At 35.4% G+C, this 25,171-nt stretch carries 22 protein-coding genes, 2 tRNA genes and 2 pseudogenes; 14 read left to right on the top strand and 12 right to left on the bottom strand.

Annotated elements, in window-relative coordinates; translation table 11 throughout:
* Nucleotides 1-7 precede the first annotated feature (7 nt).
* Nucleotides 8-2,056 (top strand): pitrilysin family protein, encoded by a 2,049-nt coding sequence (locus tag AABM59_RS02365; protein WP_338407376.1) that lies wholly within the window; start codon nucleotides 8-10, stop codon nucleotides 2,054-2,056.
* 68 nt (nucleotides 2,057-2,124) lie between these two features.
* On the opposite strand, the gene AABM59_RS02360 is transcribed toward AABM59_RS02365, so the two are convergent.
* Nucleotides 2,125-2,991, bottom strand: coding sequence for a DMT family transporter (locus AABM59_RS02360; protein ID WP_338407375.1), 867 nt, complete (start codon nucleotides 2,989-2,991; stop codon nucleotides 2,125-2,127).
* 108 nt (nucleotides 2,992-3,099) lie between these two features.
* Between AABM59_RS02360 and AABM59_RS02355 the strand changes: the two genes are divergently transcribed.
* Entirely contained in the window at nucleotides 3,100-3,477 is a 378-nt protein-coding gene (locus tag AABM59_RS02355) for a heavy metal-associated domain-containing protein (protein WP_338407374.1), read from the top strand.
* An 80-nt stretch (nucleotides 3,478-3,557) separates the two neighbouring features.
* Here the strand turns inward: AABM59_RS02355 and AABM59_RS02350 are convergent.
* Nucleotides 3,558-3,639 (bottom strand) — tRNA-Leu (locus tag AABM59_RS02350).
* A gap of 139 nt (nucleotides 3,640-3,778) precedes the next feature.
* Between AABM59_RS02350 and AABM59_RS02345 the strand changes: the two genes are divergently transcribed.
* Nucleotides 3,779-5,167 (top strand): dipeptidase, encoded by a 1,389-nt coding sequence (locus AABM59_RS02345; protein WP_338407373.1) that lies wholly within the window; start codon nucleotides 3,779-3,781, stop codon nucleotides 5,165-5,167.
* A gap of 97 nt (nucleotides 5,168-5,264) precedes the next feature.
* Here the strand turns inward: AABM59_RS02345 and AABM59_RS02340 are convergent, their stop codons facing one another.
* Nucleotides 5,265-6,626 (bottom strand): saccharopine dehydrogenase C-terminal domain-containing protein, encoded by a 1,362-nt coding sequence (locus AABM59_RS02340; RefSeq protein WP_338407372.1) that lies wholly within the window; start codon nucleotides 6,624-6,626, stop codon nucleotides 5,265-5,267.
* 162 nt (nucleotides 6,627-6,788) lie between these two features.
* Here AABM59_RS02340 and AABM59_RS02335 point away from each other — a divergent pair, with 162 nt between their 5' ends.
* Nucleotides 6,789-7,175, top strand: coding sequence for a DUF423 domain-containing protein (locus tag AABM59_RS02335; protein ID WP_338407371.1), 387 nt, complete (start codon nucleotides 6,789-6,791; stop codon nucleotides 7,173-7,175).
* Between the two features lie 80 nt (nucleotides 7,176-7,255).
* A complete protein-coding gene (gene pckA, locus AABM59_RS02330) occupies nucleotides 7,256-8,857 on the top strand; it encodes a phosphoenolpyruvate carboxykinase (ATP) (RefSeq protein WP_338407370.1) in 1,602 nt (533 codons plus the stop codon).
* 110 nt (nucleotides 8,858-8,967) lie between these two features.
* On the opposite strand, the pseudogene AABM59_RS02325 reads toward pckA, so the two are convergent.
* The 4 genes and pseudogenes from AABM59_RS02325 to ruvC all read right to left on the bottom strand — a co-directional run bounded on the left by AABM59_RS02325 (nucleotide 8,968) and on the right by ruvC (nucleotide 11,857).
* Nucleotides 8,968-9,653: pseudogene (locus AABM59_RS02325) on the bottom strand (PH domain-containing protein).
* 60 nt (nucleotides 9,654-9,713) lie between these two features.
* Nucleotides 9,714-10,097 (bottom strand): annotated as a pseudogene (locus AABM59_RS02320) (MmcQ/YjbR family DNA-binding protein).
* A 9-nt stretch (nucleotides 10,098-10,106) separates the two neighbouring features.
* Entirely contained in the window at nucleotides 10,107-11,306 is a 1,200-nt protein-coding gene (gene hemW / locus AABM59_RS02315) for a radical SAM family heme chaperone HemW (protein ID WP_338407369.1), read from the bottom strand.
* Nucleotides 11,303-11,857 carry a crossover junction endodeoxyribonuclease RuvC gene (gene ruvC, locus AABM59_RS02310; RefSeq protein ID WP_338407368.1) on the bottom strand — a complete coding sequence of 185 codons (555 nt, stop codon included), beginning with the start codon at nucleotides 11,855-11,857 and terminating at the stop codon, nucleotides 11,303-11,305. Before ruvC ends, hemW begins: the two co-directional genes overlap by 4 nt.
* Nucleotides 11,858-11,911: 54 nt before the next feature.
* Here ruvC and AABM59_RS02305 point away from each other — a divergent pair, with 54 nt between their 5' ends.
* From AABM59_RS02305 to AABM59_RS02295, 3 genes are all read left to right on the top strand, one after another.
* Nucleotides 11,912-12,838: a hypothetical protein gene (locus tag AABM59_RS02305; protein ID WP_338407367.1), complete on the top strand. Its 927-nt coding sequence runs from the start codon at nucleotides 11,912-11,914 to the stop codon at nucleotides 12,836-12,838.
* Between the two features lie 35 nt (nucleotides 12,839-12,873).
* A complete protein-coding gene (locus tag AABM59_RS02300) occupies nucleotides 12,874-13,092 on the top strand; it encodes a glycosyltransferase (protein ID WP_338407366.1) in 219 nt (72 codons plus the stop codon).
* 64 nt (nucleotides 13,093-13,156) lie between these two features.
* Nucleotides 13,157-13,918, top strand: coding sequence for a glycosyltransferase family 2 protein (locus tag AABM59_RS02295; protein WP_338407365.1), 762 nt, complete (start codon nucleotides 13,157-13,159; stop codon nucleotides 13,916-13,918).
* Between the two features lie 124 nt (nucleotides 13,919-14,042).
* On the opposite strand, the gene AABM59_RS02290 is transcribed toward AABM59_RS02295, so the two are convergent.
* From AABM59_RS02290 to AABM59_RS02280, 3 genes are all read right to left on the bottom strand, one after another.
* Nucleotides 14,043-14,519 (bottom strand): hypothetical protein, encoded by a 477-nt coding sequence (locus AABM59_RS02290; protein WP_338407364.1) that lies wholly within the window; start codon nucleotides 14,517-14,519, stop codon nucleotides 14,043-14,045.
* Nucleotides 14,520-14,890: 371 nt separating this feature from the next.
* Nucleotides 14,891-17,008 (bottom strand): prolyl oligopeptidase family serine peptidase, encoded by a 2,118-nt coding sequence (locus tag AABM59_RS02285; protein ID WP_338407363.1) that lies wholly within the window; start codon nucleotides 17,006-17,008, stop codon nucleotides 14,891-14,893.
* Between the two features lie 126 nt (nucleotides 17,009-17,134).
* Nucleotides 17,135-17,211: transfer RNA gene (locus tag AABM59_RS02280), tRNA-Ala, on the bottom strand.
* Nucleotides 17,212-17,337: 126 nt separating this feature from the next.
* Between AABM59_RS02280 and AABM59_RS02275 the strand changes: the two genes are divergently transcribed.
* The 5 genes from AABM59_RS02275 to AABM59_RS02255 all read left to right on the top strand — a co-directional run bounded on the left by AABM59_RS02275 (nucleotide 17,338) and on the right by AABM59_RS02255 (nucleotide 20,294).
* Nucleotides 17,338-18,102, top strand: coding sequence for an enoyl-CoA hydratase/isomerase family protein (locus AABM59_RS02275; protein WP_338407362.1), 765 nt, complete (start codon nucleotides 17,338-17,340; stop codon nucleotides 18,100-18,102).
* 3 nt (nucleotides 18,103-18,105) lie between these two features.
* A complete protein-coding gene (locus AABM59_RS02270; protein WP_338407361.1) occupies nucleotides 18,106-18,282 on the top strand; it encodes a hypothetical protein in 177 nt (58 codons plus the stop codon).
* 33 nt (nucleotides 18,283-18,315) lie between these two features.
* Nucleotides 18,316-18,768 carry a 6-carboxytetrahydropterin synthase gene (locus AABM59_RS02265; RefSeq protein ID WP_338407360.1) on the top strand — a complete coding sequence of 151 codons (453 nt, stop codon included), beginning with the start codon at nucleotides 18,316-18,318 and terminating at the stop codon, nucleotides 18,766-18,768.
* 23 nt (nucleotides 18,769-18,791) lie between these two features.
* A complete protein-coding gene (locus AABM59_RS02260; protein WP_338407359.1) occupies nucleotides 18,792-19,547 on the top strand; it encodes a UDP-2,3-diacylglucosamine diphosphatase in 756 nt (251 codons plus the stop codon).
* 63 nt (nucleotides 19,548-19,610) lie between these two features.
* Nucleotides 19,611-20,294 (top strand): GNAT family N-acetyltransferase, encoded by a 684-nt coding sequence (locus AABM59_RS02255; RefSeq protein WP_338407358.1) that lies wholly within the window; start codon nucleotides 19,611-19,613, stop codon nucleotides 20,292-20,294.
* Between the two features lie 51 nt (nucleotides 20,295-20,345).
* Here AABM59_RS02255 and AABM59_RS02250 read toward each other — a convergent pair whose 3' ends face one another.
* Nucleotides 20,346-21,614 carry an MFS transporter gene (locus tag AABM59_RS02250; protein ID WP_338407357.1) on the bottom strand — a complete coding sequence of 423 codons (1,269 nt, stop codon included), beginning with the start codon at nucleotides 21,612-21,614 and terminating at the stop codon, nucleotides 20,346-20,348.
* A 15-nt stretch (nucleotides 21,615-21,629) separates the two neighbouring features.
* Nucleotides 21,630-23,318: a single-stranded-DNA-specific exonuclease RecJ gene (gene recJ / locus AABM59_RS02245; protein ID WP_338407356.1), complete on the bottom strand. Its 1,689-nt coding sequence runs from the start codon at nucleotides 23,316-23,318 to the stop codon at nucleotides 21,630-21,632.
* 217 nt (nucleotides 23,319-23,535) lie between these two features.
* Between recJ and ade the strand changes: the two genes are divergently transcribed.
* Nucleotides 23,536-25,158, top strand: coding sequence for an adenine deaminase (gene ade, locus AABM59_RS02240; RefSeq protein ID WP_338407355.1), 1,623 nt, complete (start codon nucleotides 23,536-23,538; stop codon nucleotides 25,156-25,158).
* Nucleotides 25,159-25,171 lie beyond the last annotated feature (13 nt).

Here is a 25,171-nt window from a genome sequence, read left to right as displayed (position 1 = left end):
CCATATCATGAAAAAAACAAGTATATTATTATTCATTTTGTTCTTAACCGGAATTATGCAAGCACAAGACCGCACCCAACCAAAGCCTGGAAATGCTCCGGTTGTAAATATAAAAAAACCACAAACTTTTGTTTTGGCAAATGGTTTAAAAGTAATGGTTGTAGAGAACCACAAACTCCCGAGAGTTTCATTCAATTTAAGCATTGACAACGCTCCTTATGCCGAAGGTGCTAAAAAAGGAGTTGCCGATTTAACGAGCAGTTTAATTGGAAATGGAAGTATGAAAATTTCTAAAGACGCTTTCAACGAAGAAATTGATTTTCTTGGAGCTGATTTAAATTTCTATTCTTCTGGAGCATCAGCAAGTTGTTTGTCAAAATATTCAGGAAGAATTCTTGAATTAATGGCAGAAGGCGCTTTGAATCCTAACTTTACTCAAGAAGAATTTGACAAAGAAAAAGACAAATTAATTGAAGGCTTAAAAACACAAGAAAAAAGTGTTGCAGCAGTAGCTGGAAGAGTTCAAAATGTTTTGGCCTTTGGGAAAAGTCATCCATCTGGAGAATTTTTGAGCGAAGAAACAATTAAAAATGTAACGCTTACAGATGTTGAAAATAATTACCACACGAATTTTGTTCCTGAAAATGCCTACCTAATAATTATCGGGGATGTAAAATTTAAAGAAACAAAAAAAGCGGTTGAGAAACTTTTTGGCTCTTGGTTAAAAGCATCAGCACCATCATTAACGTATACAGATCCAATAAATGTTCAGTATTCTCAAATTAATTTTGTGGATATGCCAAATGCTGTTCAATCGGAAATTGCCTTGCAAAACACAGTGAATTTGAAAATGAATGACAAAGATTATTTTGCTACAATTGTTGCCAATCAAATTCTTGGTGGTGATTTCAATAGTTATTTAAATATGAATCTACGTGAAGCACACGGTTGGACTTATGGTGCTCGTTCAAGCATTGGCGGAAGCAAATATGTATCCACTTTCAGGGCTTCAACGCAAGTTAGAAATGCTGTTACGGATAGTGCAGTAGTAGAATTTTTCAAGGAAATTAAAAAAATCAGAACTGAAAAAGTTGCTGACGAAATGTTAGCCAATGTAAAAGCCGGATATGTTGGGAAATTTGTAATGCAAATTGAAAAACCACAGACTGTTGCTGGATATGCTTTACGTATCAAAACGCAGGGACTTCCTGAAGATTTTTATGAAAATTACATCAAAAACATCAATGCGGTCACTGCTGATGATGTTTTGGCTGTAGCTAATAAATACTTCCTTGAAGAAAACATTAGAGTTGTAATTGTTGGTAAGGGAAGTGAAGTTATTCCTGGTTTAGAAAAACTAAAAATTCCAATGTTTTATTTTGACAAATATGGCGATCCATTAGAAAAACCTGTTCTTAAAAAAGAAATTCCTGCAGGCTTAACTGCCAAAAGTGTTTTAGAGAATTACATCAAAGCGATTGGTGGTGAAAAAGCAGTTTCTGCAGTAAAAACGATTGCAATGCTTGGGTCTACAAACATTCCACAAGCTCCACAACCATTAACTTTTACAAATAAAGTGGATGACAAAGGAAAAATGATGGTCGAAATTGCCATGGGTCCAATGAGTTTGATGAAACAAGTAGTAAATGAAAAAGGGGCTTACATTGTTCAACAAGGACAAAGAAAAAACTTGGAAGGAAATGATTTGGTTGAAATGAGAGCTAGCGCAACTCCATTCGAAGAATTACAACTTTCTAAAAAAGAAGGTCTCGTTCTTAGCGGTATTGAATCTTTCAACGGAAAAGATGCTTATGGTGTAAAAAACGGCAAAACCACTTTTTATTATGACACTCAATCGGGACTCAAAGTTGCCGAAGCAAAAACGATGGAACAAGGAGGTAAAACGATGACTCAAATCACTAATTATGGAGATTATAAAGAAATAAAGGGTGTAAAAGTCCCTTTTGAAATCATTCAAAATGTAGGCTTTGAATTGGATATAAAAATGTCTGAAGTAAAAATTAACGAAGGAGTAACCGACGCTGATTTTCAATAATAAAAATCTTTAAAAAGGTAAAAAAGGTCGCTCTAAGAGCGACCTTTTTTTTGTAAAATAGTACAACCCTACTTCTTGGCGGACAAATAAACCCCAAATAAAACAATAAAAGCACCCAAAAACTGTACGGGCGTCAGCATTTCGTTATCCAATAAACCCCAACTAAAAGCGACAACAGGAATTAAATACGTCACCGAAGTAGCAAAAATAGGCGATGAAATTTGGATTGTTTTAAAGAAAATAATATTGGCAATTCCAGTTCCCACAACTCCCAAAACTATAATAAACAATATCGAATGCTGTACCTTTACAACGTGGGTAACTTCAAAAAATCCAGAGGAAAATAAAACGAAAAGCGCCGGCAAAAGCAGCACGATAAAATTCCCTGTTGTGATACTCAAAGGACTCAAATTTGATAAATGTTTCTTGATTAAATTGACATTGATTGCATAACAAAACGATGCGATGACAACTAGGATAGCATAATAATAGTTTTGATTCGGATGATTTATGGCTCCGTTGAAAACTAAAAGCATACTTCCAACGAGCCCAATGAAAACACCCCAAAACTGCCTTTTTTGAAAACTTATTCCGAACGCTAAAGCGCCAAATATTAAAGTATTCAATGGTGTCAGTGAATTAAGAATAGAACTGACTGAACTATCGATTTGAGTTTGTGCTATAGCAAAAAGATATGCCGGAATAAAGGTTCCCAAAAAAGCAGTCAAGGCAACATATTTCCATTGTGATTTTGGAATAATCGTCAAGTTTTTATACCCAATTGCCAATAAAAAAATAGCCGCAAATATAATTCGCAAAGACCCTAATTGCATTGGAGTCAAGCCAATCAAGCCTTTTTTTATCAATATAAAAGAACTTCCCCAAATAAACGCAAGGGTAATCAAATAAACCCATTTCAACTGTTTCGAACTCATAAACCAAATTTTGGCTCAAAATTGTAATAATTTTATGAATTACCATTGTTTTTTTTCATTAATTTTATTGCCAATAACAAGATGACAAATCTTTTAAATTTAATTACAATGAATTTTTCCAAATCAATTTTGACATTAACGCTTGCAAGCCTATTGTTTGTAAGCTGTAAAGAAAAAACAAATGAAACTATTTTAGATTCTGCTTCAGAAACAAATGTATTAAAAGTAAAAAAGGAAATAGCAAGCACAAATCTTCAAACTGCAAGTTTCACGATTGAAGGAATGACTTGTGCCATTGGATGTGCTAAAACTATACAAGAAGAATTAAATGGACTTGATGGTGTGCAAAAAGCAGCGGTAGATTTCGAAAAAAATTCAGCAACCATCTCCTTTGACAAAACAATAATAACTACCAAAAACATTACCACAGTAGTTGAAGCTACTGGTAATGGAAAAACATACAAGGTTTCGAATATGAAGCCGTAAAATTGAAAAAATTTATAAAGGTGGTCAAAAGCACACTGTCAGGGTATAAAAAAAGCTTCTCAATAGAGAAGCTTTTTTTGTGCGGGTAATAGGACTCGAACCTACACGCCTTGCGGCACCAGATCCTAAGTCTGGCATGTCTACCAATTTCACCATACCCGCAAACCCGAGCAATTTATTGCGAACAGGCGTTAGCAATTGTGAGTGCAAATATAAGCATATCTTCTAACTTTCAAAGAAAATTATTCAAAAATATTTAGTCTCTTTATTGTACTTTTGAAACTATAAAAAACAACAAATTATGGAAACTATAAAATCATACGTTCAGCAACATAAAGACCGTTTCATCAGCGAATTAATCGCATTATTAAAAATTCCTTCGGTAAGCGCAGATGCTGCTTGCCACAAAGACATTATCAATACGGCCAATGTCGTGAAACTAAGTTTGGAAAAAGCAGGTTGTGATTTTGTCGAAATTTGCGATACTCCCGGAAACCCAATTGTCTATGGTGAAAAAACAATTGACCCTAGTTTACCTACGATTTTAGTTTATGGACATTACGATGTGCAACCAGCAGATCCTATAGAATTATGGACATCCCCTCCTTTTGAACCTGTTATCAAAAAAACCGAAATTCATCCAGAAGGAGCCATTTTTGCTCGCGGTTCTTGCGATGACAAAGGCCAAATGTATATGCACGTAAAAGCTTTGGAATATATGATTCAATCGAATACTTTGCCGTGCAACGTGAAATTTATGATTGAAGGCGAAGAGGAAATTGGTTCCAAAAGTTTGAGTTGGTTTGTAGAACGCAATCAAGAAAAACTAAAATGCGACGTAATTTTAATTTCTGATACAGGAATGATTTCCAATCAACAACCTTCTATCACGACTGGATTACGGGGTCTGAGTTACGTAGAAGTCGAAGTTACAGGCCCCAATCGCGACTTGCATTCCGGATTGTATGGAGGCACTGTAGCAAATCCCATAAATATTTTAGCAAAAATGATTGCTTCCCTTCACGACGAAAACAATCGCATTACCATTCCAGGTTTTTATGACAAAGTACAAGAATTATCTACTGAAGAAAGAGCTGAAATGGCAAAAGCACCTTTCAATTTAGAAGACTACAAAAAGGCATTGGACTTAAATGATGTCTATGGAGAAAAAGGTTATGTAACCAATGAAAGAAATTCCATCAGACCAACACTCGACGTGAACGGAATTTGGGGAGGATACACTGGCGAAGGAGCCAAAACCGTTATTGCAAGTCAGGCTTTCGCCAAAATTTCGATGCGATTAGTTCCAAATCAAGATTGGGTGGAAATCACAGAATTGTTCACCAAACATTTCATCAGCATTGCTCCATCCGGAGTTACCGTGAAAGTAAAACCACATCATGGTGGACAAGGTTATGTAACCCCGACGGACAGCATTGGCTACAAAGCCGCCAACAAAGCCTATACCGAAACCTTTGGAGTTCCTGCCATTCCGGTACGTTCTGGAGGAAGTATTCCAATCGTTGCCTTGTTCGAAAAAGAACTAAAAAGCAAAACCATCTTGATGGGTTTTGGTTTGGATAGCGATGCGATTCACTCACCAAACGAACATTTTGGGATATTTAATTACTTGAAAGGAATAGAAACGATTCCGTTGTTTTACAAATATTTTGTGGAGTTGAGCAAATAATCCAAACCTCAAAGTTTTCTAAAATCTTTGAGGTTTACTATTTTTTAAGCCGTTCGTTTAAAATGAAATGAGCGGATTTTTTGTAAAACATCTTAAACTATTTATCAGGATTATAACCCAAATAAGACACTGCTTCCTCTTTGAAAACAACACCATATTCTTCTAATTCTTTCAAAATAGGCAAGTACACTTCCTCCCGAATTGGGAGTTGAACACCAGGAGTTTTAATCTTGCCGTTCAAGATTAACAATGTTGCCATCGCAACTGGTAAACCAACCGTTTTCGCCATTGCAGTATAGGTTTGATTTTCGCCAAGGCAAACCATTTTGGAATCAATTTGTTCTTTTTTGCCGTTTATTTCATATCCAAATTTGTGATACATTACAATCATATCCTTGTCCTTGGGCTGAAGTGTCCAACTGTCTCCAAGGATTTTTTCAAGAATCTGGGCTGGACTAGCATTTTTTAAACCCACTTTTTTGTTGCGGTTGAATAAATCCAGTTCCAAAAGTTTGTCCCACATAATATCATCTTGGTCAATTTTCAAAATCAAACGCATCTTACTTTCAACAGAATCCGTTGGATGATAGGGCAAGAAAGAATTAACGAATTGTCGGTAACTCATATTCTCGGAATCTTCCATGATGTAGCTGTCATCGGTCATCCCAAGTTGAACAAACATATTCCAAGCTTTAGAAAAACCAACTCTACGAATAGTTCCTCGATATAAAGTAAGGATTTTTTTCAATCCGTAAATATCTAGATATTTTAGCGAATCTCTGTTCGAATAGGCTTCAAATCTGCCATAGCCTTCGACTTCCAAAAATTCGGTTCTGCGAAACAAATTCCAATACGGAATATATTTATACGCTCCTTCTTGAAGGAATTTTGCTGCGCCTCCTTGTCCTGCAAGAACAACATTTCGTGGCGCCCAAGTAAATTTATAATTCCAAAGATTCGTGTCTGATTCCGGGGCTACCAAACCTCCGCAAAAAGATTCGAACAAAAGCATTTTCCCTCCTTTTGCCCTGATTTCATTGATTACTTTCATTGCGCTCATATGGTCAATTCCTGGATCAAGACCAATTTCATTCATAAAAATTAAATTGTTTTCCTTGGCCAAAACATCCAATTCTTGCATTGCATCACTAATATAGGATGCTGTAACCATGTGTTTTTTATATACAATACAATCCTTTGCAACTTCAATATGAAGATGCGCCGGCAACATCGAAATAACAATATCTGCATTTTTAATGGCTATATTTCTTTGATTCTTGTCAAAAACATCTAAAGCTATCGCAGTGGCATTCGGATGATAATTTGTTTTGTTTTGAGCTGAAGCCAATGCTAAATCTCCAATAATAAGATGTAAATTTTCTTTATCTGATTTGTTTAGAAGATATTGAATTAGGGAGGAAGCTGATCTTCCGGCTCCAATGATTAGAATTGTTCTCATAATTATATAAATATAACACAAATATATATAATTGTTGTATTTGTAACAAACGGAAAGTGATTTTAAATTAAAACGATTTCAATTACAGGAAACAAAAAGTAACGTTAAAATTTTTTCTCTTTAATATTAAAGAGATATTTTTGTATAAAATTAAATTACATAATGGACAAAAAAATTATTTTCACAGCTGCAATTTTCGGAATGTTCGCAATCATTTTAGGAGCATTTGGAGCACACGCTTTAAAAAATGTTTTGTCAATAGAAGAACTTTCTACTTTCGAAACTGGAGTAAAATATCAAATGTATCACGCGCTATTTTTATTGTTCATTGGGACGATAAATAAACTTTCTCAAAAAACAATGAAAACCATCTACTATTTAGTAGTTTTTGGAATTTTTTCCTTTTCGGGTTCCATTTATCTATTGGCAACAAATAACATTACAGCATTTGACTTTAGAATTATAGGATTTGCAACTCCTATTGGCGGAGTCTTGTTAATACTGGCTTGGGCCGTTTTATTATTTAATATTGTAAATAAAAAATCATAAAATTAGGATAAATAATTCCTATCCTGAATTATAATTTCTACTTTTGCGCCAAATAAATTAAACACACAACACACAAATTTATGGACAATTACGCTTTGAATACGAAATCGATTTCGTTAAAAAATATTGGAATCGAAAACGCAATCATTAATTATCAATTATCTGCCCAAGAATTACACGAAATCACCTTGAAATCAAATCAAGGAATCGAAAATTCGACAGGAGCTTTAGCAATTAATACTGGGGAATTTACGGGACGATCACCACTGGATCGATTCATAGTAAAAGACAACATTACTGAAGATAAAGTTTGGTGGGGAAAAGTCAACATCCCTTTTGACCCAGAAGCTTTTGAAAAATTATATAATAAAGTTACCACCTATTTGTCCGGAAAAGAAGTGTTTGTAAGAGACTCTTATGTTTGTGCAGACTCGAACTACAAACTTAATATTCGCGTAGTTACTGAAACTGCTTGGGCAAATCTGTTTTGCTTCAATATGTTTTTAAGGCCAAAAACAGAGGAACTGGAAGATTTTTCTCCCGAATGGACATTGATTTGTGTTCCAAGTTTTATTGCAAATCCTGAAGTCGATGGAACACGCCAAGGCAATTTTGCCATATTAGATTTCACCAAAAAAATTGTATTAATTGGCGGGACTGGCTACACTGGAGAAATGAAAAAAGGAATGTTTTCTGGATTGAATTTTATTCTTCCTGTTTTCAAAAACACTTTGCCAATGCATTGCAGTGCAAATGTAGGAGATGAAGGCGATACCGCAATTTTCTTTGGATTATCTGGAACAGGCAAAACAACTTTATCTGCTGATCCTGCCCGTAAACTAATTGGAGATGACGAACATGGCTGGACAAATGAAAATACAGTTTTCAATTTTGAAGGAGGATGCTATGCGAAAGTGGTCAATCTAAGCGAAGAGAACGAACCTGAAATCTTTAGATCCATAAAAAAAGGAGCTGTTTTAGAAAATGTTGTTTTCAAAAAAGGTACTAACGAGGTGGATTTTCAAGACATTTCCATAACTCCAAATACTAGAGTAAGTTATCCAATCAATCATATTGACAACATTCAGAAGGATTCCATTGGAAAAAACCCAAAAAATATATTCTTCCTAACTGCTGATTCTTTTGGGATTTTACCTCCAATATCTAAGTTAACGCCTGGACAAGCTGCATATCATTTTATTTCTGGATATACAGCAAAAGTAGCAGGAACCGAAGCAGGAGTTACTGAACCTCAACCCAATTTTTCGGCTTGTTTTGGAGCGCCTTTTATGCCTTTGCATCCTACGAAATATGCCGAAATGTTAAGTAAAAAAATGAAAGATGCCAATGTGAAAGTTTGGCTCATCAACACTGGGTGGACTGGCGGAGCCTATGGCACCGGAAGTCGGATGAAATTGAAATACACACGAGCAATGATTACGGCAGCATTAAACGGAGCATTAGACCATGTAGAATATGAAAATCATCCCGTATTTGGTATCGCAAAACCACAATCTTGTCCGAATGTTCCCAGCGAAATATTAAACCCAAGAAACACTTGGAAAGATTCCAGCCTATATGATATAAAAGCATTAGAATTAGCTGAAAAGTTCAAAGCTAATTTTGCCAAATTTGAAGAGTTTGCCAATCCAGAAATTATGGAAGGAGCGCCGCTGATTTAGTTATTATTAATTCAAACACAAGAAGAGTCGCGCTAAAAACGGGACCCTTTTTATTAAAAAAGCCCCAACAAATCAAAAATTGTTGGGGCTTATTATTTTAATAAGTCGAACTACATCAAACTTAGTATTTCTTTTTTAAAAGCGTCGTATTCTCCTTGTAAAATTAACCCATTGTCAAGGAGTTTTTTATAGTTTTGAAGTTTATCAAAAAGGTCGTTTTGAGACAATTCACTTAATTTATTTTCGGAAGCTGAGGCTAATTTTTCAATTTTAGTCTCTGAATAGTTTGAATTAATTGGAATAATTTCAGCATAATTTATTACTTCTTCAGTTACAATTTCTTCAATTATTTCGAAAACTGGTGCTTCTTCAATAATTTGAATTTCATTTATTATAACTCCATTTTTCAAAATATCCAATTGTTCTTTGGCATATGTAAAAATTTTTCTGGCTTGAATCTTTGGGATATAATCAATAGAAACTTGCAGATCTGTTTTAGTCGAAAATGAAAACTCAGAGCCTAAGATGTTTTCTTTTACAAATGTTCCTTCAATTTCGTCCCAAGTAAAATCGGTAAAATTCATTGTAAGACCTAGATTTTTTGGCTGACAAATAATAATTCGTTTGTTCGTCATCACAATACTATCCGGAAGAACCGTAATTGCTGGTTTTTCTGCACAGCAATGCACCCTATTTCCTCGTTTTTCATCAATAAATCATTCAGTTTAGAAGTGATTTTTTCAATGGCTTTTGGGTCTTGTTCTTCGTTAAGAAATTTTTTTATTTGATCTTTCATGATTTCTATTAGATAGGTTTTTTCCAGCAAAAGTAATACCTAATTATCTAATTGCTTCGCCTATTCGGTAAATTTTTTACCTCGGGTCAAAAATTTCATTTTGATTTTTTTTGTTAAACTTTTGAATACCGATCCGTAGGAATCATCTATTAATTTTTTAACAAACTACCTTCAACCTCCCTATTTATTGCAACTGTATTCCAAAGAATTTTGCTCATGTGATATCCCGGTTTGATGTCGTCATATTGCGCTCGTAATTCTTGGGCATAATCTGGGTCACATTTTAAATTTACTTTTGGCTCGTCTTTTTCCTATTGGATTAAATGACGATAAAGCAACCATTTTTTTACCTACTTTAAACACCAAAGTGTCCTTGTCGAAAGGAAAATGTTCGGTTACGCCTTTTTTAGATAGGCTATATTCGTAGAAAAATTCTAAATTCATTTAAGTATGTTATTTAAAATTTACCAAAAACAAATCACTCGCAATTCCGTCAGTCAAAAATTTACCTTTTTTAGTGGTTCGTAAAGTCTTCTCGATACGATTTCGCCCAAAAACGAAATCACTCGAAGTAACGATTTCGAGTACGTTATTTTTAATATGTTTGTCGGTTTGATTGTTCAAATAATTCAAATACTCACTTCCGAATTCGTTCTCAATTCTATCCAAAGAAATACCCCAGATGGTTCGCAAACCTGTCATAATATATTCGTTATAACGGTCGGTTTTTGATAAAATTTCAGTTTCATTGGGTAATTTGTTTTCTCCCAAAGTTTTCAAATAAATCGCATTATTCGAAACATTCCACCTTCGTGAAATCCCATCATAACTGTGTGCCGAAGGTCCAATACCAAGATATTTTTTGCCCAACCAATAGGCCGAATTGTTCTTTGAAAAATAATCTTTCTTCCCAAAATTCGACAATTCATAATGGATAAAATCATTCTTTTCAAGAGTTTCAACCAAAATTTGAAAATGTTCCTCAGCAACTTCATCTTTGGGTTTGGCAATTTTTCCGGTTTGAATGAGTTTGCTTAAAGCCGTTTTAGGTTCGACAGTCAAGGCATAACTTGAAATGTGAGGGATACCAAAAGATAAAGCCGTTTCGATATTCTGTTTCCATTTTTTATTGCTCATTTGCTTCGCCTGTTTGCCATTCTGGCTCGAGTCCGGAATTCCGTAAATCAAATCGAGGGAAATATTGTCGAAATATTTTGTTGCTTCTTCCAAGCATTTTTTGGCTTCCGCCGAATTGTGCGCTCGGTTCATCATCGTTAAATCTTCTTCAAAGAAGGATTGAACCCCAATGCTTAAACGATTAATTGGACTTTGAGACAATTTGATTATTCGTTCTTTGGATAAATCATCCGGATTGGCTTCGAGCGTGATTTCGGGATTTTCAGCAACAGGGTAATTTTCATAAACCGCATCAATCAAAAATTTGATTTCGGCAGTTGTTAAGACACTTGGCGTTCCTCCACCGAAATAAATGGTTTCAACAATTTCGTTTTCAAACTCGCTTTTTCGCATCTGCAATTCCTTGGCCAAAGCCAAAATCATCTCGTCCTTCTTCTTCATTGAAGTCGAAAAATGAAAGTCACAGTAATGGCAAGCCTGCTTGCAAAAAGGAATATGGATGTAGATTCCGCTCATTTTTTAACTCGTTCCTCATTCTGCTTCACAAAAGCATCCCAGCCAGTATAACTTTTCTCACCAACCACTTTTCCGGAATTGAAAAAATGACAAACTGCCGCAGCCAATCCATCTGTTGAATCCAGATTTTTGGGCAATTCTTTTAAGCCTAATAATTGTTGGAGCATTTTGGCAACTTGTTCTTTGCTGGCGTTCCCGTTACCGGTAATTGCCATTTTTATTTTCTTGGGTTCATATTCCGTAATAGGAATATCTCTTGAAAGTCCCGCCGCCATTGCCACGCCTTGTGCTCTTCCTAATTTCAACATTGATTGCACATTCTTGCCGAAAAAGGGTGCTTCAATCGCTATTTCATCTGGATTATGGGTGTCGATTAACTCGATGGTGCGTTCGAAAATGATTTTCAGCTTTTGATAATGGTTGTCGTATTTAGACAATTGCAATTCGTTGAGTTGAATAAAATGCATGTTTTTCCCGACTACTTTTATCAAACCAAAACCCATAATGGTAGTTCCGGGGTCAATTCCTAATATGATGCGTTCGTTTGCCAAAAGATTTGTTTAAAGTTTAAAGTTCAAAGTTTAAAGTTTTGTTACTTTGCACTAATGATTTCAATATCTCACAAAGCTAAACAATTCCTTGTACTTCTTATCAAACTTTTGATTGTTGGCGGTGCATTTTATTTTATTTATAGCCAATTGGCGAATAACGCCAAACTCGATTGGGAGAAATTTATTTTTCTATTCCAAAAAAATCAATCCATAATTGGAATCAGTTTTATCTTGTTGTTGAGTGTTTTGAATCGTTTTTTCGAAATTTTGAAATGGCAAAACTTGGTTTCATATCTCCGCGAAATTACTTTACCGGAAGCAACCAAACAAGTTCTTGGCGCACTAACCGCTGGATTATTTACCCCAAACGGAGTGGGTGAATATGCAGGAAAAGTATTGTTTTTCGAAAAAATTTATGCTAAAAAAATTATATTCTTAAATTTAATTTGCAACGGAATCCAACTGATTTTGTCGGTTTTTTTCGGAACAATTGGACTATGGATTTTAGGTTATGGGTTTTGGGTTTTAGTGATTTTGTTTTCAAGTTTCGCTCTTTGGATTTTCGGCTTTGGATTAAAAAAATTTAAAATCAAAGGCTATTCCATCGAAAAACTAATTTATAAGATTAATGAAATTCCAAAATCGATTCATCAAAAAAATATCTTTTTGGCTGTTTGCCGCTACATGGTTTTTTCGCATCAATACTATTTTCTGTTTCTGGCTTTTGATGTTAATTTGCCTTATTTAACAATGATGGCCGCCATTGCAAGTGTCTATTTTTTGGCATCTTCATTACCCACATTTCAGTTTCTAGACTTTGCCGTTAAAGGAAGTGTTGCCGTCTATTTCTTTGGGATTCTGGGCGTCAACGAATGGATTGTAGTTTTCATAAGCACTTTAATGTGGTTTTTAAACGTGGTTTTACCTGTTATTATTGGTAGTTATTATGTGCTGAATTTTAAAATAAAAACAGAACAATGACTTTTGTTTTATACACAATCATAACAATATATTGCATGGCAATAGTTGCTCTTATTTATGGATTTACAAAAGTTAATTCCTTTGATTGTCTTAGACTAAACCCAAAAACCAAGTTTACGATTATCGTTCCTTTTCGGAATGAAGCCGAAAATCTGCCCAATCTTTTAAACAGTTTTTCGAAATTGAATTATCCGATTGATTTGTTTGAGGTTATTCTGGCGGATGATTGTTCTAATGAAGGGCTTAAAGTTTAAAGTTTCGGTCATAAAAAATATTCGTTTTTCGAATTCGCCCAAAAAAGATGCGATTACAACAGCAATGCAATTCGTAAAAACGGACTGGATTATAACGACTGATGCGGATTGTGGGGTCTATGAAAACTGGTTGTTAACTTTAGATAATTACATTCAAAATCACGAAGTATCGATGATTGCTGGCGCGGTGACTTATGATTGTGAGAGGCCCTTTTTGCATCATTTTCAGCAATTGGATTTGGCAAGTTTACAAGGAGCAACGATTGGTAGCTTTGGACTTGAAAAAGGATTTATGTACAATGGTGCCAACTTAGCTTACACGAAATTGCTCTTTGAAAAACTGGGCGGATTTGACGGGAATAATCGTATCGCCAGTGGCGATGATATTTTTATTTTACAAAAAGCCATTGCGAAATTTCCCGAGAAAGTTCATTATTTAAAATCCAAAAATAATATTGTACTCACAAAACCTATGGATGATTGGAAATCCTTATTTCATCAAAGAGTGCGTTGGGCTTCAAAAACAAGTTCTTACAAAAGCAGGTTTGGACTTGGTTTGGGCTTGGTGGTTTTTTTTGGGAATTTATGTTGGGTAATGGGCGTTGGATGTTTGGTATTGGGTTTGCTTTCTTTTCAAAATATAGTTCTACTGTTTCTTTTAAAGTTTTTTGTGGATGCAGTTTTGATTTACAAGGCAAATTGTTTCTTAACTAAAACCCCCCTACATTATTTGATTTTGGGAAGTTTATTGTATCCATTTTTCAGTGTAAGCGTGGCTTTGTATTCCTTGTTTGGAAAATACGAATGGAAGGGAAGACGGTTTTAAATTGCAAAATCCCTAGCCCAGATAGAAGTGGAAATCCTTTATGTTTTTTATTTAAAAACATAAAGATTGCAACGTATAGCTGGAAATAGTTCCATCCTTCGACTGCGCTCAGGATAACAAATAACTACTCTACTTTGAGTATAACGGGGAGAATAAACTGCGTTTTTACTGGGATTCCTCTTTTTATTGCAGGATTTATTTTTGGAAAACCAACCAAGCGGACTTTAAGAATACTGTCAATTTTTACGGTATCATAAGCAACGGAATCTTTGGAAAATAAGGGCTCAAATATAATTCTTGAGTTTGGATAAATAGTAACTTTCACTTGGATTGTATCGAGTTCAGGATAGAGTATCGATAAGGTATCAACACTTAATTTGTGTTGAATTAGCGCCGTCATATATTCAAAAAAACATTGTTGACGTTGGGGTTTGTTTTCAATTTTTTCACAATCAGCAACCGATGGAAATTCGTCGACTTCTTTCCAATTGATGGCTTTCAATTCCTTTTGCAACAATTCCTTTTCCGAAGGTACTTGTTTTTCGAAATACTGACAGGAATTAAAAAGGATAACTACCAAGAAAAGAGAAAATTGCTTCAATGTTGTATTTTTGAATTGGACTACTATTTTATAAAAATACAATTATTATTTTTGATTTTGTTTAGAAAATAAATAATATTTTAGACTTGATAAAAAACCCTTCCCTTTCTTATTGTATTAAATTTACATAAAGACACTAAAAATAGTAAGTGTCTTTAGATCTATATTAAAAATGGATTTTGTAAAAACACTGTTTTTTTATTTTAGGCATGCTAGACTTCATTTGTTTTTTATATTTAGCATAAAAAAAGAAAAAGATCCGGCTAAACAAATGGAACATTAGCGATAGAAAAAATTACCCTAGCAAAACGATAGGGAAAAATTTTTCTATTATTACATTTAATTATAACTTGAATCAGCCTATTAAATTACTACTTTGGCAATTCTTTAAAACCCATATTGTATAGTGTAAATGATTGAATATCTGCATTTTCTTGTATTGTTGCGGCAACTGATTTACCTGCTCCGTGACCTGCATTGACATCAATTCGAATAAGTGTCGGATTAGTTCCTGTTTGTTTTTCTTGCAACTCGGCAGCAAATTTAAAACTATGTGCAGGAACTACCCTGTCATCATGATCCCCCGTAGTTACCATCGTGGCTGGATACTGTGTTCCATTTTTAACATTATTTACTGGTGAATATCCTTTTATATATTCGAACATTTCCTTATTGTCTTGAGAAGTGCCATAATCAAAAGCCCAGCCTGCTCCAGAGGTAAAAGTATGATATCGTAACATGTCCATTACTCCTACTGCAGGCAGCGCCACTTTCATCAAATCTGGACGTTGGGTCATAGTTGCCCCAACCAATAGTCCGCCATTTGAACCACCACGAATTGCAAGAAAATCAGAAGAAGTATATTTTTTGGCGATTAAATATTCTGCAGCAGCAATAAAATCATCAAAAACGTTTTGCTTGTTCATTTTGATTCCAGCATCATGCCATTTTTTACCGTATTCCCCTCCCCCTCTTAAATTAGCAACAGCATATACACCTCCATTTTCCAGCCAAACAGCATTTGCAATACTAAAACTTGGTGTTAGACTGATGTTGAATCCTCCATACCCGTAGAGAATTGTAGGGTTCTTTCCGTTAAGTTTAACTCCTTTTTTGTGAGTGATTATCATTGGGATTTTAGTTCCATCCTTGGAAGCGTAAAAAACCTGAGTTGATATATAATCTTCGCTTTTAAAATCTACTTTTGGTTTTGCATACACTTCAGATTTTCCTGAATTTGGTTCAAAAGCAAATATAGATCCTGGTGTAGTGTAATTAGTAAACGAATAATAAAGTGTGATTTCAGCTTTTTTTGCGCTAAATCCTCCCGCAGTTCCAACTCCAGGTAATTGTATTTCACGAATAAGTTTTCCGGAATAATCATATTGTTTAATGACCGAAATAGCATCTTTCATGTAATTTGCAAAAAAATAACCTCCACCCGTTGTAGGTGAAAGTACGTTTTCTGTTTCGGGAATAAAATCTTTCCAGTTTTCTGTTTTTGGTTTATTTACATCAACGGTAATGATGCGTTTGTTAGGCGCATTTAAGTCGGTTTCAATAAACAAGGTATCTCCCTCATTATCGATTATGTTGCTGTCACTATCAAAATTGTCAACAATGGTAATAATTGGGCTATCGGGTTTAGTTAGGTCTTGAATATACAATTCATTTCCATAAGTAGAATTTGCTGCTGAAATCACTAAGTAATGATTATCTTCAGTAACATTCCCGCTAACATACCTTCTTTTTTGATTTAATCCAAAAATGACCACATCCTCATTTTGAGAGGTTCCTAGTTTATGAAAATACAATTTATGTTGGTCTGTTTTGGCTGATAATTCACTTCCTTTGGGCTTGTCATAACTTGAATAGTAAAAGCCTTCATTTCCCCTCCACGATACCCCACTGAATTTAACATCAAACAATGTGTCTGAAAGAATTTTATTAGAAAGGGCATCCATTAGAATTATTTTTCTCCAATCGCTTCCTCCTTCTGAAATAGAATAGGCAACTTTAGAACCGTCTTTAGAGAAATCTACTCCCCCAAGTGAGGTAGTTCCTTTCTTTGAAAAAGCATTGGGATCTAGAAAAACCGTTTCTATTTCTTTAACGTTTTTTCTATACAAAACAGATTGGTTTTGCAATCCATTATTTTTATAATAATACGTGTAATTTCCTTCTTTAAAAGGCGCACTTATTTTTTCGTAATTCCATAGTTTTTCCAATCTAGATTTTAAAGCCTCTCGGAAAGGGATCTTAGATAAATAATCATACGTTACTTTGTTTTGCGCTATAACCCAAGCTGCCGTTTCAGCAGATTTGTCATCTTCTAACCACCGATAAGGATCCGCAACTTTAGTTTCGAAATAAACGTCAACAGTTTCCCCTTTTTTTGTTTGTGGATATTTTACAGCACTCCCTTTTGAGTTTTGGCCAAACGAAACTACTGATGCAGATACTACCATCATTAAAATTATTTTTTTCATTAGAATTGTTTTAGTTCAAACAAAAATAAACAAAGATTCACAATATTGTGTTGGCGAAAGAATAAATTGATTGAAATGTAAAAACCCTCTTGAAATTCAAAAGGGTTGTAAGCAATTTAATTAAAATGGTGGAGAATATCGGATTCGAACCGACCACCTCTTGCCTGCCAGGCAAGCGCTCTAGCCAAATGAGCTAATCCCCCAAACTAGGCCGCAAATATACCATATTAAAATACTATAATGCAAATTCTAAAAAACAAATCTATCCTATTCGAAAAAAAAGCACAAGCTTTCCTTAATATTTTTAACTTTACATCAAAATTGTTCAAATGACAAATCAAAACCCAAACGGCATTCTCGTAACGACAATCACAAACAAAGTCGCAACCCTTGAATTTGGGCATCCGGCGAGTAATTCTTTTCCATCTGATTTGCTTGACCGCTTAACAAACGAACTTAATAGTTTAAGCCATAACCCTGAAGTTTTGGTGATTGTTTTAAAAAGTAGCGGTTCTGGAGCATTTTGTGCCGGTGCCTCTTTTGACGAACTCAAAGCGATTTTAAATCTAGAAGAAGCCACCAAATTCTTTTCGGGTTTTGCTAATGTGTTAAATGCAATGCGCCGCTGTTCGAAAATAATCATTGGAAGAATTCACGGTAAAGCCGTGGGTGGTGGCGTTGGAATTGCTGCCGCTTGTGATTATGCTTTGGCAACAAGCGGAAGCAACATCAAATTATCGGAACTCGCCATAGGAATTGGACCCTTTGTAATAGAGCCCGCCATTATCCGAAAAATTGGAAAAAGTGCCCTGACTGAAATGACTTTGGAAACCGAATGGAAATCGGCTTCTTGGGCAAATAAAAAAGGATTGTATGCCAAAGTATTTGAAACTACAGCTGAATTAGATATAGAAACTTCGGCTTTCGCAAATAAACTAGCCCATTATAACCCCGAAGCTTTGACCCAAATGAAAAAAATGTTTTGGGAAGGAACCGATAATTGGAACACGCTGCTTTATGAAAGAGCTGAGGTTTCTGGGAAATTATTACTTTCCGATTTTTCTAAGACAGCATTAGGTCAATTTAAAAAATAAAAAATGACGCTCCTCGCCTTGCTTTTAATACAAGTAAACATAACCGAAAAATTAAAGGTCGCGCCAGACAGCAGTTATGAAACCGGAGTCCTCATTGGCTCGTTTCTTCCATTCGTTTTATTGGTTGGAGTTGCCTATTGGATGTATTATAGGGCAAAAAAAGCAGGCGATAAGAAGTAGAATGTATTAAATTTACAGTCAAAATAAAACAGAATGAGCAAAATCAGAATCACAAAAAAATTTAGTTTCGAAACCGGCCACGCCTTATACGGTTATGACGGGAAGTGTAAAAACGTTCACGGACATAGTTATAAATTATCGGTAACGGTAATAGGAACGCCTATTGTAGATAGAAACGATGTGAAATTTGGAATGGTTATCGATTTTACAGATCTAAAAAAAATTGTCAAAGAGGAAATCGTAGACCAGTTTGATCACGCCACTGTTTTCAACGAAACAACGCCACATATCGAATTGGCAAAAGAATTAAAAGCACGCGGACATGACGTAATTTTAGTCGATTACCAACCCACAAGCGAAAATATGGTGGTCGATTTCTCTAAAAGAATCATTAGCCGACTCCCCGAAAACATTAATCTTTTTTCCTTAAAATTGCAAGAAACAGAATCTTCCTTCGCAGAATGGTTTGCAAGTGATAATTTGTAATTCAAAATCCCTACTTTAGCTTTATGCAAATCACTCCCAACAAAAAAATATATTTCGCCTCCGACCAGCATTTTGGAGCGCCAACTCCTGAATTGAGTTTTCCAAGAGAACAAAAGTTTGTGGCTTGGCTCGACGAGGTCAAAGGAGATGCTGAAGCTGTTTTTTTATTAGGCGATTTATTCGATTTTTGGTTCGAATACAAAACCGTCGTTCCCAAAGGTTTTGTGCGGGTTCTTGGAAAACTTGCAGAAATTCGCGACAGCGGAATTCCTATTTACTTCTTCGTGGGTAATCATGATTTATGGATGGACAACTATTTCCAGAAAGAATTGAATATCCCAATTTACAGAGACAATCAGGAATATACTTTCAACGACAAAACCTTCCTCATTGGTCACGGCGACGGAAAGGGCCCGGGCGATATAGGATACAAGCGGATGAAAAAAGTGTTCGCAAATCCGTTTTCAAAATGGCTTTTTCGATGGCTTCATCCTGATATTGGAGTAAGACTGGGACATTACTTTTCAGTACAAAATAAGTTAATTTCTGGAGATGAAGACGTGAAATTCCTTGGCGAAGAGAACGAATGGCTGATTCTTTATGCTAAAAGAAAACTAGAAACCAAACACTATAATTACCTCGTTTTTGGTCACCGCCATTTACCATTAAAAGTTCCTGTCGGAGAAAACTCTGAGTATGTAAATCTGGGCGACTGGATTGGCCATTTCACTTATGGTGTTTTTGATGGAGAGACTTTCGAATTGAAAAAATTTCAATAAAAAAACTACTGCCATTTGATTTTTAGAATTTTTTTTAAATTTCATTTAAACGCCTAACCAAATATGTCCCCAAACGAAAAAAAATTAGACAATCCGGTTTGGTATTCCTTGAATGAAACCCATCAAGGTTTTGGAATTGATTATGGCTATATGAAATTTTTCCATCCTGATTATTGTCCCTTTGGTGGTTTTACAGAAGTTGAAAATACAGCAAATCCAATGGCTGAATATGCCGAATTAACCAACCACTTTTATATCATTGGAGAAAAACCAGATATTCCAAAAAACCTAAAATTGGAAGGCGAATTGATTTGCCTGCAAATGATTATTTACAACAAAATAGACCGCAAAATCGAAGACGAGATTGTGGAATTGGACGAAAGCCATTTAGAAGATTTATTGGGATTAGTCAAAATCGTTTATCCCGAATATTTCAAAAAGAAAACGGCTAAATTGGGTAGATATTTCGGGATTTTCAAAAACAACCAACTCGTTGCTGTGACGGGTGAACGTATGAAAATGGATGAATTCACCGAAGTAAGCGCCGTAATTACGCATCCCGAACATACCGGAAAAGGATATGCAAAACAATTAGTGACTCACACTGTCAATGCTATTTTGGAACAAAAGAAAACACCTTTTTTGCACGTTTCAGAAACCAATATTGGCGCCATTAATTTATATAAAAAGCTAGGTTTTCAAACCAGAACGAAAATCAGCATTTGGAATATATCTAAGAATAGTTAACAAAATACACTCTTAAATATTTGATGAAATACTTTCGAATTGAAAAAGTGTTTATTCCTGATTTTCGTGTTCGTCCAAGTCTTTTTGCAAATCCAAATTCCTAAATGAAGGCAATTTAATTCCTGTAAAAATCACCACTAAAAGTGTCATGCTTCCGCCAAAAACAACCGCAGTAACGGTTCCCATTAATTTTGCTGTCAATCCACTTTCGAAAGCACCCAACTCATTAGACGAACCTACAAATATGGAATTCACTGCCGCCACTCTTCCTCGCATGTGGTCTGGTGTTTTGAGTTGCAAAATCGTTTGACGAATCACCACAGAAAAACCATCGGTAACTCCACTCATAAACAAAGCAAAAACCGATAACCAAAACCATGTGCTTAGTCCAAAAACGATGATGCAAACACCAAATCCAAAAATAGCCGCCAACAATTTGATTCCTGCATTTTTATAAAAAGGAAGATGCGCCGAAACAAACATAGTCAACAACGCACCAACAGCTGGTGCAGCCCTTAAAACCCCGAAACCTTCAGGGCCCACTTTTAAAATATCTTGGGCAAAAATTGGCAAAAGCGCTACTGCTCCTCCAAAAAGTACCGCCACCATATCAAGTGTTAAAGCGCCTAAAATAGATTTGTTGGTATAAACGAATTTTATTCCTTCTTTCAAACTTTCCATTATAGGTTCACCAATTTTTGGATTCAGAATAGGTTTCTTAGAAATTTGTGTCAAAATCAGTAATGCAAAAATAGAACAGGCAAAAATGCCACACATCGACCAATGAACTCCCATCCAAGTGATCGAAAATCCTGCTACTGCAGGCCCAATAACAGCCCCGATTTGCCATACTGAACTACTCCACGTAGCTGCATTTGGATACACTTTTTTAGGAACAATTAATGACATTAGCGAGAATATTGTTGGCCCTAAAAAAGCCCGAACCAAACCACCAAGAAATACCAAGAAATAAATAGAATACAAGATAGTGTTAGTCGATAAATCACTTACAACTCTTGGCCAAGTCAACAAGAATAAACCAAAACTAATTACCGAAAATCCAAGAATACATATAAAAAGCATTCCCTTTTTTTCCTTTTGATCCACAATATGCCCAGCAAACAAAGCCATTCCAATAGCTGGAATTACCTCCATCAATCCAATCATTCCTAAAGAAAGTGCGCTTTTTGTCAAACTATACACTTCCCATTCTATAATTATAAATTGCATTGACCAGGCAAAAACCATAGCAAACCGCAACACTAAAAACATATTAAATTCTCTATAACGCAATGCTGCGTAGGGATCTTTTTTCTTCATTAAATGGGCAAATAATTATTTTATATCTTTCAATCTTAGTTGGATGGAAACTTTTCCGTTCCATTCATTTTCGTCAATACAATACACGGTTTCGAATGATTTTTTATTAGTTGCCAACTCCATTTTATTTCCTAGTCCAAAACCAATGGCGGGAATTCCTTCGGAATTATTTTGCCTTACAAATAGTTTTAAATGTTCGTCATCAGCACCTAGTCTTTTTGGATAACCGGTGTCTTTCACGTTTTTTGTTAAAAAAATTGGAGTCATGTTTTGCGGTCCAAAAGGTTCGAATTGTTTCAGAATCCGAGTTAGTTTGGGTGTAATATTTTCAAAATCAATCTCGGAATCGACCGAAATTTCTGGGGTTAACGAATCTGGATGGATGGTTTGTTCGACTACTTTTTCGAAAGCATCTTTGAACAATTGATAATTTTTTTCCAACAAAGTCATTCCTGCTGCATACATGTGCCCTCCAAATTGTTCCAAATGTTCCGAGCAACTTTCCAATGCATTGTATACATCAAAACCTTTAACAGATCTTGCCGAAGCCGCATATTTATCGCCACTTCGTGTAAAAACCAATGTTGGTCTATAGTAAGTTTCTATCAATCTAGAAGCTACAATTCCTATCACTCCTTTATGCCAATTTTCTTGAAAGACCACAGTCGTAAAACGTTCTTTTTCATCATTATCATGTATTTGACCGAGCGCTTCTTTGGTGATTTGTTTGTCTAACTCTTTCCTTTCGGAATTATACGCTTCAATTTCAGATGCAAATTGTTGCGCTTGTTCAAAATTAAATTCTGAAAGTAATTCCACAGCGTGATTGCCATGTTTGATTCTTCCGGCCGCATTAATTCTTGGAGCAATGATAAAAACTACGTCGGTAATATCTAAAGTTTGTTTTTTTATTTGGTGAATTAGGGCTTTAATTCCAGGTCTTGGATCTGAGTTGATGACTTGCAAACCAAAATAAGCTAAAATCCTGTTTTCACCCGTCATTGGAACAATATCAGCTGCAATTGCAGTTGCAACCAAATCCAAATAAGAAGTCAAATCTTCAATAGTTTGATTTCGGTTTTCACCCAATGCTTGAATCAATTTAAAACCAATGCCACAACCGCACAATTCATCATAAGGATAACTACAATCGTCCCGTTTTGGATCTAAAACCGCAACAGCTTCGGGCAATGAATTCCCAGGGCGGTGGTGGTCGCAAATGATAAAATCGATGGTTTTTTCTTTAGCATAAACCACGTGATCAATAGATTTTATTCCGCAATCCAAAGCAATAATTAATGAAAAACCATTGTCGTCTGCATAATCAATTCCTTTGAAAGAAATGCCGTAACCTTCCTCATAACGATCCGGAATATAGGTGGCAACATTTGGATAATAGGTTTTCAAATAGGAAGAAACCAGCGAAACTGCCGTTGTCCCATCGACATCATAATCGCCAAAAACGAGAATGTTTTCGTCGTTTTTAATAGCCAATTCGATGCGTTCAACCGCTTTATCCATATCTTTCATCAAGTACGGATTGTGCAAATCTTCTAAAGTAGGACGAAAAAACTGTCTGGCTTCTTCATAGGTTTCGATTCCTCGTTGTATCAATAGCGTTGCCACAAATTTCTCAACATTCAAAGCTTTAGCAAGATGTTTTACTTTTTCTTCCGAAGGTTTTGGTTTGATGGTCCAGCGCATAAATAATTACGAATTGAGAATTACGAATTCAGACTTTGTAGGATTGAACAAATTTAGTTTAAAAAAAGTTAACTAATTTGATGTCAAAAAAAATTAGCTACAGATTCACAGATTTTATAAAACCATTTTGAAAAAATCTGTGAATCTGTGGCTAAAAAATTATGCTCTAAAGCAAAATGGCAGTACTTTTGGCTATATTTTTTTTAAAACAAACCAAATGCAAATTCAAGGACAAATCGTCGACATTCAAAATAAACTAATTTATGCAGGTGAAATCACTGTCGAAAACGGAAAAATTACTTCGGTAATCGAAAAAAATCACGAGGTAAAAAGCTTTATTCTTCCCGGATTCATCGATTCCCATATTCATATCGAAAGTTCGATGCTTGTTCCTTCCGAATTTGCAAAAATTGCCGTGCTTCACGGAACGGTGGCTACAATTTCTGATCCACACGAAATCGCCAATGTTTTAGGTACAGCCGGAGTTTATTACATGATTGAAAACAGTAAAAAAGTGCCGTTAAAGTTTCATTTTGGCGCTCCTTCTTGTGTTCCTGCTACTTCTTTCGAAAGTGCTGGAGCTATTATCGATTCGGAGGGAATTAAAGAATTAATGGCTTCGCCCGATATTTATTATCTAGCGGAAATGATGAACTATCCAGGCGTTTTATTTGATGATGTCGAGATTTTGAAGAAAATTGAATGGGCAAAGCATTTCAACAAACCTGTTGATGGTCACGCACCGGGACTAAGAGGGGAAGCGGTTCAAAAATACATTTCGGCGGGAATTTCTACAGACCACGAATGTTTCACCTTTGAAGAAGCAGAAGAAAAATTATCGCTCGGAATGAAAGTGCTAATTCGAGAAGGAAGTGCCGCCAAAAACTTTGAAGCACTCATCGGTTTACTTCCAAAAAATTATGAGAATATGATGTTTTGTTCAGATGACAAACATCCCGACGATTTGATTGTTGGACATATTAATTTACTTTGTGCTCGAGCTGTTGCCAAAGGAATTGACGTTTACAAAATCTTGCAAGTAGCGTGCGTCAATCCTGTAAATCATTACAAAATGAACGTGGGATTATTGAAAGAAAATGATGCCGCCGATTTTATCTTGGTCGAAGATTTAATTGATTTTAAAGTACAACAAACCTATATTAACGGCGAATTAGTTGCTGCAAATGGTGAATCTTTTGTACAACACATTCCTTTTGAAACACCCAATAATTTTAATATTACCGCCAAAGAAATCAGCGATTTTCAAATATTAGGAAAGGGTTCTAAAATTAGAGTAATCGAAGCTTTGGAAGGACAATTAATCACCAATGAAATTCATCACAAATCATTAATTGTCGATGGAAAAATCGTTTCAGACACAGAAAATGATATTCTGAAAATGGCAGTTGTCAATCGCTATCAAAATACAAAACCGGCTATAGCTTTCATTAAGAATTTTGGTCTGAAAAAAGGAGCCATAGCCAGTTCGGTAGCGCATGATTGCCATAATATTGTGGTCGTGGGAACTTCTGATGAAGAAATTTGCAAGGCAGTGAATCTTATCATCGAAAACAGAGGCGGCGTTTGCGCCGTGAATGGTTTCGAAAATAAAATGTTGGCTTTGCCTGTTGCTGGAATTATGAGCGACAAAAATGGTTGGGAAACCGGGAAATTATACCAAGAAATCGATGCTATGGCAAAGGAGTTGGGCAGCAATTTGAAAGCGCCTTTTATGACACTTTCGTTTATGGCGTTGTTAGTAATTCCAGATTTGAAATTATCAGATAAAGGATTATTTAGCGGAAATACCTTTTCGTTTGTTGATTTAGAAGTGGAATAGCTTAGGCGCTATT

The sequence above is a fragment of the uncultured Flavobacterium sp. genome, assembly GCF_963925185.1.
Lineage (GTDB): Bacteria > Bacteroidota > Bacteroidia > Flavobacteriales > Flavobacteriaceae > Flavobacterium.
Note: the sequence above shows the minus strand (reverse complement) of the source record. Positions and strands in the feature narration are given on the sequence as shown.